Annotated in this window: 2 protein-coding genes (1 of these 2 running past the window's edge); both read right to left on the bottom strand. The window is 73.1% G+C overall.

From position 1 onward, the window contains the following. Positions 1 to 3252 carry the beginning of an SDR family NAD(P)-dependent oxidoreductase gene (locus I4J89_RS32385; RefSeq protein WP_196417927.1) on the bottom strand. The gene continues 9159 nt to the left of window position 1, outside the view, so the window shows 3252 of its 12411 coding nt (coding positions 1–3252); its start codon is at positions 3250 to 3252; its stop codon lies beyond the left edge, outside the window. Next, the gene (locus I4J89_RS32380) at positions 3249 to 16343 is read right to left on the bottom strand and encodes an SDR family NAD(P)-dependent oxidoreductase (protein WP_196417926.1); all 13095 of its coding nucleotides are present in this window, start codon (positions 16341 to 16343) and stop codon (positions 3249 to 3251) included. The genes I4J89_RS32385 and I4J89_RS32380 overlap by 4 nt, the downstream gene beginning before the upstream one ends.

Below are 16343 nucleotides of genomic sequence, written 5' to 3'. Positions count from 1 at the left end.
ACGGACGGTCGTCTCCAGCCGGGTGTGGTCAAGAGCGCCGGTCGTCGCGGGAGGTGTAGACAGCAGGCAGAGAACGGTGTCGACGCGCTGAACGACGCAGTTCTCGACCAAAGGTTCGCTGAGCCCGGTCAGATCCGCCGTCAGCACCGCCTGGGAGCCGAGCACCGTACGGGCCGCCGACAGGTCCGGGCCGTCGCCGACGACCAGCATGCGGCGAGGCGCGTCCGCACCGGGCGGGGCGATCGGCTCGTCGGTGACTTCCAGGATGTGTACCTGCGGCTCCCCGGCCTCGGCGGGTGCGCTTCGCGGCCGGCCGAATCCGTCCGGCAACGGGTAGCGGTCCGGGCGGAAGGGGTAGGCGGGCAGGTCGGCCAGTGGCGGGTGGGTGACCGGCCAGGCCCCGGCCCAGTCCACGGTGGCGCCGGTGGACCACGCCCGCGCCCATCGCGCCCACGTGGGCGGATCGGCGTCCGCATGGACCGGCACCCGCTCCGGCTCGGTCCCGGCAGGGACGCTGCCCGTCCAGACCGGCAGCCCTTCGGGGTCACGACCGGCGGCCAGGGCCTGCAAGGCGCCGATCGCCTCGTCGAGATCGCCGGCCCACACCGCGGCCCGATGCTCGAGGGACTCGCGGCCGGTCTGCAGCGTCCACGCCACATCCGCCAGATGCGGACGGTCCCGCTGCAACGCCTGCGCCAGCCGGCCGCAGTGCACCCGCAACCGCTCGGCGGTCCGCGCCGACACCACCAGAAGCTGCCCACCGCTGGGCCGGACCGGCTCGGTCACCCGCGGGGGCTCCTCCACCACCACATGGGTGTTGCTGCCGGAGATGCCGAAGGAGCTGACGCCGGCGCGGCGTACCGCACCCTGGGTCGCCGGCCACGGCACCGCGTCGCTGTTGACGACGAACGGCGAGCCGTCCAGATCCACGTACGGGTTGAGCTCGTCGAACCCGGCCATCGCCGGGATCGTCTCGTGCCGCAGCGACAGGATCGCCCGCATCACCCCGGCGAGGCCGGCCGCCGCTTCGAGGTGACCCAGGTTCGCCTTCACCGAGCCGAGTACGCAACTGCCCGGCCGTACCCCGTCGCCGAAGGCTGCTCGCAGCCCGCGCACCTCGACCGGATCGCCGAGCAGCGTGCCGGTGCCGTGCGCCTCCAGCAGGCCCAGCTCGGCCGGCGAGACACCCGCGTCCGCCCATGCTTCCCGCAGCACCCGTGCCTGCAACTCGGGCCGTGGCGCGGTCGGGCTGTTGGAGCGGCCCACATGATTTGTCGCCGAGCCCCGCACCACCGCCCAGATGCGATCGCCGTCGGCCAGCGCCCGCTCCAGAGGGCGCAGCACCAGCATCGCCACGCCCTCACCCGGCACATAACCGTCCGCCTGCGCTCCGAAGGGGCGGCACCGGCCCGTCGGGGAGAGTGCTCCGAGGCGCGCCGACGTGATCAGGTGCAACGGGCTGAGCAGGAGGTTCACGCCTGCCACGACGGCGGTGTCGCACTCACCCGAGCGCAGCGCCCGCACGGCCAGGTGCAGTGCGGTCAGCGACGACGCGCACGCGTTGTCGACCGGCACACTGGGGCCCTGGAGATCGAAGGCGTACGACAGCCGCCCGGCCAGGGCCGAGACGACGCTGCTGTTGACCTGATAGTCACGCAGCGGCACGTGATTGCGGACGATCTCGGCCCAGTAGTCCTGGAAGCAGGTGCCGACGTAGACGCCGGTGCGGGTGCCGCGGATCCGCGACGCGTACCCGGCGTCCTCGACCGCCTCGTATGCCACCTCCAGCAGCAACCGCAACTGGGGATCCAACCAGGCCGCCTCGCGCGGTGCGATGCCGAAGAACTCCGCGTCGAACCGGTCCACGCCGGACAGGAAGCTTCCCCACCGCGCGTACGACCGATCCGCGACCGAACGATCCTCGTCGAACCACTCGCGCCAGTCCCAGCGTTCCGCCGGCACCTCCCCCACCACATCGGCGCCCGACATCAGATTCGCCCAGAACGCGGCCAGGTCCGGCGCTCCCGCGAACCGGCCCGCCATCCCCACCACCGCCACCGCGCCCGGCGGCACCTCGGCCTCCGGTGCCGGCGCCGCGCCCGGCAGTCGCTCGTCCACCGCGGATCCGTGCTCCGCCGCGAGGTATGCCGCCAGCTCCGACAGGGTCTGGTGCTCGAAGAACAGCGTCGGGTACAACTCCAGCCCGAGTTCGTCCTCGATCCGCCGGACCATCGCGAGGAGCTGGCTGGAGTCGATGCCGGCCGACATGAACGGCTCGGTGGCCGGCAGATCGCCGACGCCGCTCTCCCGCGCGACCACGGCCCGCAGGTAGGCGGTGACGCGGTCGCCCAGCTCCGGGCCGGCCGGCGCGGACGAGACCGGGGCCGGGTTGTCGCCGGCGAAGCGGTAGGTGAGGCCACGGATGACGACGAGGACACGGCCCTCGTCGTCGCGCAGTACCGCGTCGACGGCAGCGGTCCGGTGTCCGGCCCGGGCCAGGCGGACATCGGCGTGGCACGACGAGCCCGGCGCGGCGTGCACGGTGAGGTCCTCGATCAGCATCGGGATCCACATGCCGGTGCCGTCCTGGCGCAGAAGCGCCATGCTGGCGACGAACACGCCGTCGAGCAGGTCGGCCGGCAGGGCGAGGCCCGCGTCCGCCGACGTGGTGAGATCGCCGGTCGCCCGGCTGTCAGTAACCCAGGCTCGGCGGAGGGACCGGAGCGCCGGCCCGCGGCGGGTGCTGACGGAGTCGTACAGCATGTCCTCGGTGAGCGGTTGTCCCGCGCCCGGTCCGGGCGCGCCGGGATCGGTTCCCGGTGGCTGCGGGGCGTCCGCCGGGTGGTACTCACCGTGGGCGACCTCGGTGCCGGAGTCGCCGCGGTCGAACCGGATGCTGAAGCGCTCCGGCCCGCCGGTACGGCTCACGGTGATCTGCCCGCGCTCGCCGGGGTGCAGCAACACGGGTGCGGCGATCGTCAGGTCGGTGACCCGCACGGGCAGTTCGCCACCGGCCGCGAGGTGCGCCTGCACGGCGAGAGCGGCGTGCGTGACGCCGAGCAGGACGCGGGTGTCCGGGCGACCGTCGAACGGATTGGTGCCCAGGTGGTCGCGGAGCTCGGGCTGGGCATAGTCGAGCGGGTACCGGTACACGCTTTCCCGGCGGGCGGCGATCAGCTCCCGCGCCCGGGCCGGGTCGATCTCCCGGCGGGCGAGCGCCTGGAGGATGTCGTGGACGTCGTCGGTGTTCATCCGGCGGTCACCCCGTTCCGGGCCGGTGCGGATGCCAGGACGTCGATCAGCTCCGCGGCGGTCGCGGCGCTGAGCCGGCCGTCGTGGACGGACGACAGCAGATCCATGAGGTTCCGGCCGGTCTTCGCGGTGTCGCCGAGCCGGTAGCGGCGCCGGTTGAACTCCGGCGGTGGCAGCGGCACCCGGGTCCCGGCAGCACCCTGGTACTGCTCCACCAGCACGTGCGCGTTGGTCCCACCGAACCCGAACGCCGACACGCCCGCCCGCCGCGGCCGGTCACCGGCATCCCACGACCGGGTCGAGGTCACCGGGAAGAACGGCGACTCGGCGAACCGGAACCGCGGATGCGGGCGGACGCAATGCAACGTCGCCGGCATCATCCCGGACTCCACCGCCAGCACCGCTTTCATGAAGCCCACCGCTCCGGCGGCGCGCATCAAATGGCCGAGGTTCGACTTCACCGACCCGATCCCGCACCACGCCTCGCCCGCACCGGAACCGAACACCCGCGACGCCGCCCGCACCTCGATCGGGTCTCCCAGCAACGTGCCCGTCCCATGCGCCTCCAGATAACCGACCGACTCCGCCGGGACCCCGGCATCCGCCAACGCCGCACGCAACACCACCTCCTGACCCTCCACACTCGGCACGGTCAGGCCCATCGTCCGGCCGTCGTTGTTCACCGCACCGCCCAACACCACGCCGGCGACCCGATCGCCGCCGGCGACCGCGTCCGGCAGCCGCCGCAGCAGCACCAGACCGCCGCCCTCACCGAGCACCAGCCCACGCGCACCTTCGTCGAACACCGCACACACCCCGTCCGGCGCCAGCGCACCCGCCTGGCTGAAGGCGACGTGCAAGTAGGAGTCGGTCAGCAGTTCGACGCCTCCCGCGATGGCGAAGTCGCACTCACCCGCTCGCAGCGCCCGGCAGGCGGCGTGGATGGCCACCAGGGCCGACGAACACGCGGTGTCGATGGTCTGCGCCGGCCCGCGCAGGTCGAAGAAGTCCGAAACCCGCGCCGCCATCATGTTCGGAATGGTGCTGGTCAACAGGTTGCGGACGGCTTGTGGTGGCACCGCGCCGACGTCCTTGGGCAGGTAGTTGCTGTCGCCGCCGCCGATGAACACGCCGGTTCGTGATCCGGCGACCTCCTCCGGCCGGTACCCGGCATCGGCGAACAGCTCGGCCGCCAGCTCCAGCACCAACCGCTGATGCGGATCCATCACCAGCGCATCCGCATCCGCGATCCCGAAATAGCGCGGATCGAAGTCGAACACCCCGTCGACGAACCCCGCCCACTTCGAATACGACGAATTCGGCCGGCTCCGCGACGGGTCAAAGACCGCGTCCACATCCCACCGATCCGCCGGCACCTCCGACACCAGAGACCGGCCAGCCAGCAGGTTCTCCCACAACACCGCCACCGACGGCGAACCCGGGAAACGCCCCGCCATGCCCACCACCGCCACCGCATCCGCCGATTGCGAAACGGTGGCCGGCGACGACTCACCGAGCGGGGCCGGGGCGGCGAGCCGGCCCGCCAGCCCGGCAATCGTCGGATACTCGCTGACCACGCTGGGCTCCACCACCGTGTCGAATCGCGCTTCCAGGCGATTCAGCAATGTCATCATCAGGATCGAGTCCAAGCCGTAGGCGGACAGCTCCTCGTCCGGATCGAGCTCCGCCACGTCCACCTTCAACACCTCGGCACAGACCTCGGCGATTGCCCGCTCGAGATCCGGGGTCGAGGGCGGCAGCGCCGGGCTCGCCGGGGAGGACGCGATCGGTAGAGGCGGGTCGTTCCGCTGCTCGCCGTGCCACACCGCGATCCGTGGCTCGCCCAGCCGGCACGCGTGCGCCAGGGCGGCGAGCCCGGCATCATGCGGCAGCGGGACCATTCCGGTGGCACGCCGGAGCCGCTGCCGGGTGTCGGCGTCGACGGTCATGCCGCCGCCGTCCCACAACGGCCACTCCACCGACACCGTCACACCACGACGCCGACCAGACCGCCACACCGCGAACTCATCCAAAAACCGATTCGCGTACGCGTAATCGGCCTGACCCACATTGCCCAGCGCACCCGCCAACGACGAGAACAACACAAACCCATCCAGGTCCAGATCCGCCGTCGCCTCATCCAGCCACCGCGCCCCCGCCACCTTCGGACCACACACGGCCGCCACGTCTTCGGCGGTCTTCCCCGCCACCAAACCGTCACGCAGCACACCCGCCGCATGCACCACGACATCCAGCCGACCGAAACGCTCCCGCACCGCCGCCACCGCGGCGAACACATCGGAGCGCACCGACACATCAGCCCGCACGAACGCCACCGACGAGCCCAGACCTGTCAGCCAGCTTTGGGTGGCCTGGTCCGGCTCGGTGCGACCGATCGTCACCACCCGGCCGCCGGCTGACACCAGGTGCTCCACCACCATCCGGCCCAGCCCGCCCAGGCCACCGGTCACCAGGCATACCGCCCCGGGGCTGATCCAGATGGACGGGCCGGCGGGCATGCCGCCGACCTCACGCCACCGCGGCACGTCCCGCTGCTCCCCGTCGCCGCGCCGGACCTCCGGTTCGTCGTGCACGACGGAGAGCTCCTGGAGGGATTCGGCCAGGGAGAGCGGACGGGTCGTCTGCACCACGACGACATCGAGATCGCGATGCTCCTGTCGCACCACCCGGGCCATGGCGGCCAGCGCCACGGCCGCCGGGCGGTCGGCCGGGACGACGTTCACGATCCGGGCGTTCAGCCGGCGCCGGCGGAACGCCCGGCAGAGGTTCACGATCAGCATCGGCTCGGCGCCGGAGTCCTGCCACCGGTGCAGCACTCCGTCCGGGGTGACGCCCAGCGAGACGAGCCGGTCGAGCAACCGGTCCAGGTCGTCGGCGGAGGCCGGATCGACGACGTACTGCCGCCCGGGCTCCACCTCGGTGAAGCCCGGCCCGAAGCGCACCACGGTCATCTCCGCCCCGGCGCCGTCACCCAGCACCAGCACGCGCCGCGGAGCCGGACCGACCTGGATCGGCTCCGCGGGCTGCCACGCGGGAACGAAGAAGCGGGTTGCCGGGGCCAGACCAGCCGGGGCGGCCGGACCGGCCGAAGCCACCGGGCCAGCCGAGCCCACCGAACCGGCCGGACGGGTCATCGCCCGGGCCGACAAGCCACGGACGACGGCGGTCACCCGACCCTGATCGTCGGTCAGCCGGATGTCGAAACGATCACCAGCACCGCCGGTCGCCGACCGGGTCGCATACGCGTAACCGGTATGCGCCAGGCGATCCAGGATCCGCAACTCCTCAAGGGCGAAGGGCACGAGCGGCCCGCCGTCCCCGCCGGTACCGTCCAGCAGCCCGGACACCGCCTGGAACGCACCGTCCAGCAGCACCGGATGCAGCACCATCCCGGACTCCGCTCCGGCGGGAAGCCGCAGCCGGGCGAGGGCCTCGCCGCCGCCGTGCCACAGCCGTTCGACCACCTGGAACCCCGGCCCGTACTCCGCACCGTCGGCCCCGAAGCGCCGGTAGAGATCCGCGCCATCGAGGCTGCCGGCCGCCCGGCCGGTGATCGCCGCGACGTCCACCCGGTCCGTCTCCGGTGGCTCGGCGTCGAAGACGGCGGTCACTCTGGCGTGCACCACCGGGCCGTCGGCCTCGCCGGTACGGAACTCGGCCGTCACCGTCCCCGGCCGCCGGCCCGGTCCGAGCACGACGTCCAGGGTGACCGGTTCGCCGGCGACCACGACGGGACGCGCCCACAGCAGGTCACGCAGTGCGGTGACCCGCCGCCCACCCGCGTCGCTGAGCTCGGCGGCGGCACGGGCGAGCTCGGCATAGGCGGCACCGGGCAGCGTGGCCCGTCCGGCGATCACGTGATCGGCGAGGACGAGGGCGTCGCGGTGCAGCCGGGCACGGTACCGCGGTTCCTCCGGGGTCGAGCACTCCTCGTCGATGAGGGGGTGCGGCCGTCCGGTGCCCGGGATCGGTTCTTCCACGTCGGGCAGCCAGTACCGGTCCTCGGCGAACGGGTAGCCGGGCAGCGAGATCCGGCGCGGAGAGTGGCCGGCCGCGCGGTGCAGCGCCGTCCAGTCCGGTTCTCGGCCGTCGATCCAGGCGCGAGCCGCGTCCTGCGGGGACCGCGGCACGTCAGCGGCCTCGCCCGCCCCGTCCCGCGCCGGCACCCGGCCACGGAGCAGCGCCGGCGGGTCGCCTCCGGCCGCGAAGTCGGCGAGCAGCCCGGCCAGCGCGTCCACATCGCCGGTCACCACGGCGAGGCGTTCCGCCATGGGATCCCGGCCGGTCTGCAGGGTGTACGCCAGGTCCGCCAGATCGACCGCCTCGCCGGAGACCGTCGTCGCCAGCTCCGCCACGGAGGCGTACGGGCCGGGTGCGGCACCCGCCAGGCCCAGCCGCCGGCCGATCTCGGCCGTGGTCACCGGGTCCGCGCCGAGTTCCGCCAGCGGCGCGTGCACGTCGACGTCCGCCACGTCGACGGCGAGTACCTCGGCGACCGTGGTACGCACCTCGGCGATCGGCATGCCGGGCGACGTGCGCAGAAAGCCGGCGAGCCGCCCGGCCGCACAGCGCAGCCGTTCCTCGGTCCGAGCCGAGAGGACGACGGCATGGGGCAGCCGAGGCGCCGCCGTCCGGCCGGCGTCGGCGGGCGGATGCTCCTCCACGACGACGTGTGCGTTGCTGCCGCCGAAGCCGAAGGAGGAGACCCCGGCGCGGCGCGGCACGCCGGGTGGCGACGCCCATTCCCGGGCGCTGTCCACCAGATAGAACGGCCCGTCGTCGAGCTTCAGAAGGGGATTCGGGTCGGTGAGATGGAGCAGGCCCGGCAGGGTACGGTGCCGCATCGCGAGGATGACGTGCGCCAGACCGGCCAGCCCGGAAGCGGCTTCCAGGTGCCCGATCCGGGTCTTCACCGTGCCGAGCCCGCACCAGGCCCCGGGCGGCACCGGCCGGCCGGTGCGCTGCGACCAGAGCTTGATCGCCTGGCGCAGGCCGTCGACCTCCACCGGATCGCCCAGCTCGGTCCCCGTGCCGTGGGTCTCCAGATAGGAGATCGACTCGGGCGGCACGTCAGCGCGGATCCACGCGGTGGCCACCAGATCCGCCTGGGCGTCCGCGTTCGGCGACGTCGGCGAACTCGCCCGGCCACCGTGGTTGACGGCGGAGCCGCGCAGCACGGCGTACACATGGTCGCCGTCGCGCAACGCGGCGGGCAACGGCTTGAGGACCATGGCCAGCACACCCTCGCCGCGCACGTACCCGTCGGCCGACCGGTCGAAGGTGCGGCAGCGGCCGGTCGGCGAGTTCACGCCCATCTGGCTGGTCACGACGTGGTAGGTCGGCGTGAGCATCAGGTTGCAGCCGCCCACTACGGCGGCGTCGCAGTCGCCGTGGCGGATGGCGGTGATCGCCCGGTGCACCGCGACCAGCGACGACGAGCAGGCGGTGTTCACCACCTCGCTCGGGCCGCGCAGGCCGAGCAGGTACGAGACCCGGTTGGCCAGCATGGTCAGCTCGGTACCGGTGCCCACCTGGGGCTCGGTCACCCCGTGCCCGCGCAGCAGCTCCTGGTAGTCGCTGAACTGGGCGCCCACATAGACACCGGTCCGTGTGCCGGACAGCGCGGACGGCCGCCAGCCGGCATCCTCCACCGCGGACCAGGTGGCTTGCAGCAGCAACCGCTGCTGCGGGTCCATCAGCTCGGCCTCGCGGCCGGACACCGAGAAGAACCGGGCGTCGAAACGGTCCACGCCGGGCAGGAAGCCACCCCACCGAGATCTGGTACGGCCGTCGGCGAACCGGTCCGGCGAGTACACCTCCCGCCAGTCCCAGCGCTCCGGCGGCACCTCACCGACCAGGTCGCGGCCGGCCCGGACGTGCGCCCAGAACTGATTCAGGTCCGCCGAGCCAGGCAGCCGCCCGGCCATGCCCACCACGGCGATGGGAACCGACTCCCCGACCGCCGGCGCCGAAGGGCCGGCCGGCGCTGCCGGCGCTGCCAGCGCCGGAGAGGATGCGAGCTCCGGCTCGCCCGGCCGCACGGCGGCGAACCGAGCGTGCACGGCAGTCGGCTCCGACTCCACCAGGTGTTCGGCCACCGCCCGCAGTGTGCTGCGGCTGAAGAACACGGTCGGCGAAACGGCCACCTGGAAGCGGTTGCTCAGCCGATCCGCGAAGTCCTTGAGGCTCAGCGAGTCGAAGCCGAACTCACCCAGCCCTTCATCCGGCGGCAGCCCGCCACCCTCAGCGACCGCCGGGGTGTTCTCCAGCCGCAGCAGCGCGGCGGCAAGCGCACGGACCTCCGCCAGCGCCCAGTCGCGCAGCTGAGCCGGCGCCTCCCCGGACGGCGAGGCAGGCGACGGCGAGGCGGGCGACAAGGCTACGGGATCGGCGGGCGTGGAGACCGAAGCCTCAGGCGGATCGAGCTGACGGATCAACCGGCCAACACCGGCCGCGGTGCCAGCGACGACCATCCGGCGGCCCCCACCGGCCGACAGCATCTGGTCGAACGCCGCCAGGCCCTGTGCCGTATCAATCGGCGCGAGCTCCCCGTCGCCCCCATACAGCCGCCGGCTGCCCTCGCTGAGCCGCATGCCGCCCTCCGCCCACGGCCCGTACTGCAACACGACGCTGGGACCGTGGCGCAGCCCCTGCCGGCGCATCCGCTCCCGCCAGGCACCGAAACCGTCGAGGAACCGGTTGGCGACGGAGTAGTCGCACTCACCGAAGTCACCCACCACGGACGCGGCCGACGAGAAGAGCACGAAGGCATCCAGCCGATCCGACGCCGTGGCGGCGTCCAGCGCCGCAGTGCCGATCATCTTCGGTCGCAGAGTGACCTCGACCGTCGCCCCATCCCGCTCCGGCAGGATCCGCTGATCCAGAACACCGGCCGCGTGCACCACCAAGGAGACGGCGCCGACCCGTACCCGGAAATCGGCAAGCGCGGCGGACAGCTGCGCGGAATCGGCCACGTCGACCGGGACGTATCTGGGCTCCACCGCGCCCAGCTTGGTGAGTTCGGACAGCTCGCGCTCGATGCGCGCGTCCACCGGCGAGCGCCCCAACAGCAACAGTCGCGCGCCATACCGGCGAGCCAGATGGCGGGCCACCAGGCCGCCCAGGCCCCCGGCACCGCCGGTCACCACGCAGGCGGCTCCGGGCCGGATCACGATCGCCTCACCGTCATCCGGGCCCGGGACGGCACGCAGCGCCGGTATCAGTCGCTCGGCGCCGGACCGGCGGACCTCCGGCAAGCCCCGGCTCGACCACTCGGCCAGCGCGGCGCGGGCGACAGCGGCGGGGTCGTCGGTGTCCGCGACCTCCAGGACGGTCAGCGCCACATGCGGCGCGGCCAGCCGCAGCGAGCGGCCCAGCGGGCCGAGGGCGCCGGCACAGGGTTCCAGTTCGGTTCCGGGCCGCCGCCCGACGGCCACCAGAAAGCGGATGGGGTACGCCAACCCGGCCGCAGCGCGCACCGCCCGCAGTACGGGCACCACGATGGCGGCCATGTCCCGGGTCACCTCGGCCGGTCCGCCGCCACTCGCCGATGGCGGCAGGAACAGCACGCCGTCGAACCGGTCCCCGCCCCGCTCCAGAACGGTGACGTCCCCGTTCACGGCTGCCGGGCCGATCAGCCCCGCCGCCGCGGCACGCTCCCGCTCGCCGCCGAGCAGCAGGACCCGTCCCGGCCCGGCCGGTGCGGCCGGTGGCGGCGCGGCTTGCCAGAAGGACTCCAGGAAGTGGATGCCCGCTCCGGGTTCGCCGCCGACCGGAGCGGGCCAGTATCGCTCACCGTGGAACGGGTAGGTGGGCAGCGGAACCGGCCGGCCGGAACCGGCGGGCATCGCCGCCCAGTCGACGTCACCGCCACCGCACCAGTCCCGAGCGGTCTCGTCGCCGGGCGAGGAAGGAGCCGGTTGACCCGCGATGCCGTGGACGACGCCGGGCACGCCGGTCTCGCCGGAGGCGAAGCGGCGCAGGCGGTCGGCGAGGGTGGCCAGGGTGTCAGCGCTAACCACCAGCCGTTCCGCGAAGACGCTCCGCCGGGTACGCAGAGTGAGAGCGACGTCCGCGAGCCGGGGCGCGAGCGGCCCCGCCGTGGCCGGGTCCACCCGATCGGCGATCGCACTCGCATAGCGGCGCAGCGCCGCACCATCGCGGGCGGAGAGCGGGACGAGCAACTCGGCCGGCGCGCTATCACCCGCGGCGGCTTCGGCCACCGGCGGCGCCTCCTCCAGCACCACCATCGCGTTGGTCCCGCTGAAGCCGAACGAGCTGACCGTGGCCCGCCGCGGCCGCTCCGGCCCGCCCGGCCACGGAACCGGGCCGGTGGGCACGTAGAACGGGCTCGACGCGAAGTCGATGTGCTCGTTGGCTTCCCGGTACGCCACCTGCGGGGGAATGGTGCCGTGTCGCATCGCCTGGAGCACCTTGATGACGCCGGCGAGTCCGGAGGCGCCCACGGTGTGCCCGATGTTGGCCTTGACCGAGCCGATGGCGGCGAACTGGCGGCGCTGCGTGTACCGGCGGAAGGCGGTGGTCAGGGCGGTCACCTCGATGGGATCGCCCAGCTGGGTGCCGGTGCCGTGCGCCTCGACGTAGCCGACCGTGTCCGGGTCGACACCGCTGCGGTCGTACAGCTCGGTGACCAGGTCCGCCTGCGAACGGGTGCTGGGTGCGGTGAAGCCGTTGGTACGGCCGTCGTGGTTGATGGCGGTGCCCTTGATGACGCCGTAGACGTGGTCCCCGTCGCGCCGGGCCGCCGCGAGTGGCTTGAGCACCAGGGCGGCGACACCCTCACCGGGGACGAAGCCGTCGGCTCCGGCGTCGAAGGGACGGCAGGCGTGACTCGGCGACAGCACCCCGAGCTGCGACATGTGCACGAAGAAACGCGGCGTCGTGGCGATGAACACCCCACCGGCCAGGGCCAGTTCGCTCTCCCCGGACAGCAGGCTCTGGCAGGCCAGATGGAGGGCGACGAGGGAGGACGAGCAGGCCGTGTCGACGGCCAGGTTCGGCCCGGCCAGGTCGAGGAAGTACGAGATCCGCCCGGCGAGCGTCGAGGTCTGATTGTTCAGCATCGTCGTCGGACCGTGCGCGACGTCGTGGTCCTCCTGAAGGGCGTCGAAGTCGCCGCCGATGCTGCCCACGAACACACCGCACCGGCGGCCGCCGACCGAACCGGCGTAGCCCGCGTCCTCCAGCGCGTTCCAGGCCTCCTGGAGGAACAGCCGGTGCTGCGGGTCGGAGACCTCGGCGTCCCGGCCGGAGATGGTGAAGAAGAGCGCGTCGAACCGCTCGATGTCGTCGAGGAAGCCGCCCTGCCGGCAGTAGGTGGTGTCGGTCCGGGCCCGGTCCGGGTGGTAGAACCGGTCGGCGTCCCACCGGCCGGCCGGCACGTCCCGGAACATCACCCGGCCGTGGACGAGGTTGTCCCAGTACTCCTCGGCGTCGGCGCTGCCCGGGAACGTGCAGGACAACCCGATGATGGCGACGTCCCGGTCGGTGGGTGGGACCGGCTCCGGCCGGTCGGCGCCGTGCTCGGCGGCCTCCGCCGGATACGCCTGGGCCACATGGGCGGCCAGCTCACCGATGGTGATGTGCGCGAAGAGATCCGGCGTGCGCAGGCGGGTGCCGAGCACGGTGTTGATCCGTTCGACGAATTCGGCGCCGATGAGCGAGTCCACGCCGTAGTCGGCGAACGGCTGGTCGTCGGCCAGCAGGCGGGCGTCGGTCTCGACGGCCTGGGCGAGGCAGGCACGGATCTGCTCGCGTACGCCGGTCTCCAGGTCGCCGCGAGCGACCGGCACCGCGGGCGCTGCCGGCACGGCTCGCTCCGGGACGTCCACGGCGGGTGACGGCTGCGGTTCCCGCGTGCCCTGGTTCCGCGCCACGAGAACGTTCTGGCCGATCCCGCGGTCCGGCCGGGGCGGCGGGCCCAGAACCACCACATCGGTCAGGCCGGACTCCCGCAGCACGGCCTCCCAGCCGTCCGGGGAGATCACCGGCGAGTACGGCAGCCGCAGCTCCGCGTCCTCGTAGCGCCACCAGCCGTCGAGCTGGCCGACGATCATGGCGATCACGTCGGCCGCCGAGGTCAGTTCGTTGAGTACCAGCCAGCCGCCGGGCCGGAGCAGCCGGCGCAGGTTCGCGACGGTACGCCGTACGTCCGCGGTGGCGTGCAGGACGTTGGTAGCCAGCACCATGTCGAACCCGCCCACCGGATACCCCTGGGCGGCGACGTCCCGGTCGACGTCCAGCGTGCCGAACTCGGCGAAGGGGTTGGCCGCCCCGAACTCGTGCGCCCCGAACTTCGCCATGGCCAGCGACACGTCGGTGTAGTGGTAGCGCAGGCGCCCGGCGTGCCGGCCCACCGCCGCGAAGACCCGCCGGCTGGTGCCACCGGTGCCCGCACCCACCTCGACCAGCTCGACCCGTTCACCTGCGGCGAGCCGGGGCACCCGGTGCTCGAGGTAGCGGCCGACCGCCCAGGCGACCGTGTCGTTGCACAGGTCGGCCATGGTGTGCCCCTGGTACAGCGGCTGGATGCGAGCGAACGACGAGGCGGGAAAGAGCACGTCGGTCGCCGGGATCTCGTCCCGCAGCACCCGGGCGTAGCTGTCGAAACAGACACCGAGCAGACCGGTGAAGGACTCCGCCTCACGGTAGGCGGCCTCCAGCCGGGCACGCTCGGCGGCGAGCTCGGCAGCCGAGGGTACGGGCCGGACCAGCGCCACCGCATCGCCGGTCAGTTCGATCGTCGCGGACCGGCTCAGCATGTCGAGCAGCGCGTCCCACTGACGGCGGTGCCGGGCGGCGACACCGAGCCGGTTCATCGCCGCGTCGGCCGTGACGGCGGCACCGCCCGCCTCCAGTGCCCCGTGGTCGATGAGGATCCGGGCGATGTTGTCGTGGGCCCACCGGCGAAGTTCGTCGTGCGTACGCTCGTGCAGTTCCCGTTCCGCCGTGCCGAGCCGCGGCGCCTCGGCCGGTGTGAGCAACCGGGACGGCGCGTCCGGTGGGGCCGCCGGCCGCACCTCGGCGCGCTCCGGTTCCGCGGCCCCGGTCTCCGGCCGGCTGATCCAGTGGCTCTCCTCGGCGAACGGGTAGGTGGGCAGCGGCACCCGGCGGCGCGTGCCCTCACCCGGCCAGGTGACTTCGGCTCCCCGCACGTACTCCTCGGCCACCGCCCGCAGCTCCCCGGCGGGACCGGCCGGATCGCCGGCGGCACCGGTCGCGGTGACACAGCCGGCATGATCCCGCCCGTCGAGGGCCGCCTGCAACGCGGAGCGCAGCTCGGCGAGGCTCTGGGCCAGCACCGCGACCCGGCACTCGAGGTGGTCACGTCCCGTCTGCAGGGTGTAGGCGACATCCGCCAGCGGGTACCGGTCGCCGTCCCGGTGCGCCCACTCCAGCAGATCCGCCAGCCGGCGGGTGAGCTCGGCCGGTCGCCGAGCCGAGATCGGCAGCAGGACGACGGCCGGGTCCTCGGACGAGCCGGCGCGCGATGCCGGTTCCGGTGCCTCCTCGATGACCACATGGGCGTTGGTGCCGCTGAAGCCGAACGAATTGACGCCCGCCCGCCGGGGGACGCCGGACGGCACCTGCCACGGCCGGGGCCGCGTGGTCAGCCGGAACGGCGTCCCGGCGATCTCGGTGTCACCGTCCCCGCCGCCGGTGACCGTCGGCGGGATCTCGCGGTGCCGCAGGGCCAGCAGCACCTTCACCACCGCCGCCACACCGGCCGCGGTGATGGCATGGCCGAGGTTGCCCTTGTGCGTACCGATCACCAGGTCACCGACCGGATCGAACGCGTTGGCGAGCGCCCGCAGCTCCACCGAGTCACCGAGGCGGATGCCGGCGCCCTGCGTTTCGAGGTACTGCACCGAGTCCACCGGCACCCCGCAGTCCCGGTAGAGACGCCCTACCAGGTCGGTTACCTCCCGGGTGGCCGGTGTGGTGATGCCGTGGGTGCGGCCGTTGTGGCCGACCGCGGTACCCCGGATCACGCCGTACACATGGTCGCCGTCGCGCAGCGCGGCGCTGAGCGGCTTGAGCAGCACCGCCCCCGCTCCCTCGCCGACCACCATGCCGTCGGCGGCGGCGTTGAAGCTGCGCACCCGCCCGGTCGGGGAGAGCATGTCGGTCTTGGACGCGAGGACGAGGAACCGCGGCGTCGGTGCCAGGAACACGCCGCCGGCCAGTGCCATCTCGGACTCGCCGCGCTGGATGCTGGCGCACGCCAGGTGCAGCGCCACGAGCGAGGAGGAGCAGGCGGTGTCGACCGCGAGGTTCGGTCCGGTCAGGCCGAGCAGGTGGGAGATCCGCCCGGCGAGGATCGACATGTCGGTGCCGAGGAAGAGCTGGGAGCCGACGTCCTCGGCGGCCGCCACCTGCTCCTGGTAGTCGGAGGCGCGGGCGCCCACGAATACCCCGACCCGGCGTCCGGCCAGCTGCCGCGGCGCGTATCCGGCGTCCTCGAAGACGTGGTACGCCTCCTCCAGGAAGATCCGCTGTTGCGGGTCCATCCGGCGCGCTTCCCGCGGCGAGATGCGGAAGAACCCTGCGTCGAAGCTGTCGATCCGGTCGAGATGCCCGCCCCATCTGCTGATCGAGCGGCCCTCCGCGGCCGGATCGGGATGGTAGAAGTCCGCGCCCCAACCGGGACGGTCGATCTCGCGGATCCGGCTCGTCCCCGCGCGCAGCGCCTGCCACAGGTGGTCCGGCGTACGCAGGTCGGCGAAGCGCGCCGAGAGGCCGACGACGGCGATCGCGTCGTCCTCCGCCGTTCGCACCACGACGGGATCCGAGGGTTCCGGCTCCACGGCGGTAACCACGTGGCCTGCCTGGGCGGCCAACTCGGCCGGGGTGTCGACGTCGAACACCACCTCGATGCCCAGCTCCAGGCCCAGCCGGTCGTTGACCGCCTCCACCAGCTCGACCGCGGCCGAGGAGTCCAGTCCCTGATCGACCAGGCTGCCGTGTGGATCCAGCCACTCCACCGGCCGGTCGACCAGGCGGCTCAGCTCAGCCAGGACGACGTCCAACGGCGTCTGCCGGTCCGGCAT

Source organism: Actinoplanes aureus (genome assembly GCF_015704865.1).
GTDB classification, from domain to species: Bacteria; Actinomycetota; Actinomycetes; order Mycobacteriales; family Micromonosporaceae; genus Actinoplanes; species Actinoplanes aureus.
This window is presented reverse-complemented; position numbering and strand designations above follow the sequence as displayed.

Bases quoted from the DNA above. Each gene is read 5' to 3' on its own strand.
- I4J89_RS32380 (WP_196417926.1), bottom strand. From the start codon at position 16,343: ATGCCGGACCGGCAGACGCCGTTGGACGTCGTCCTGGCTGAGCTGAGC.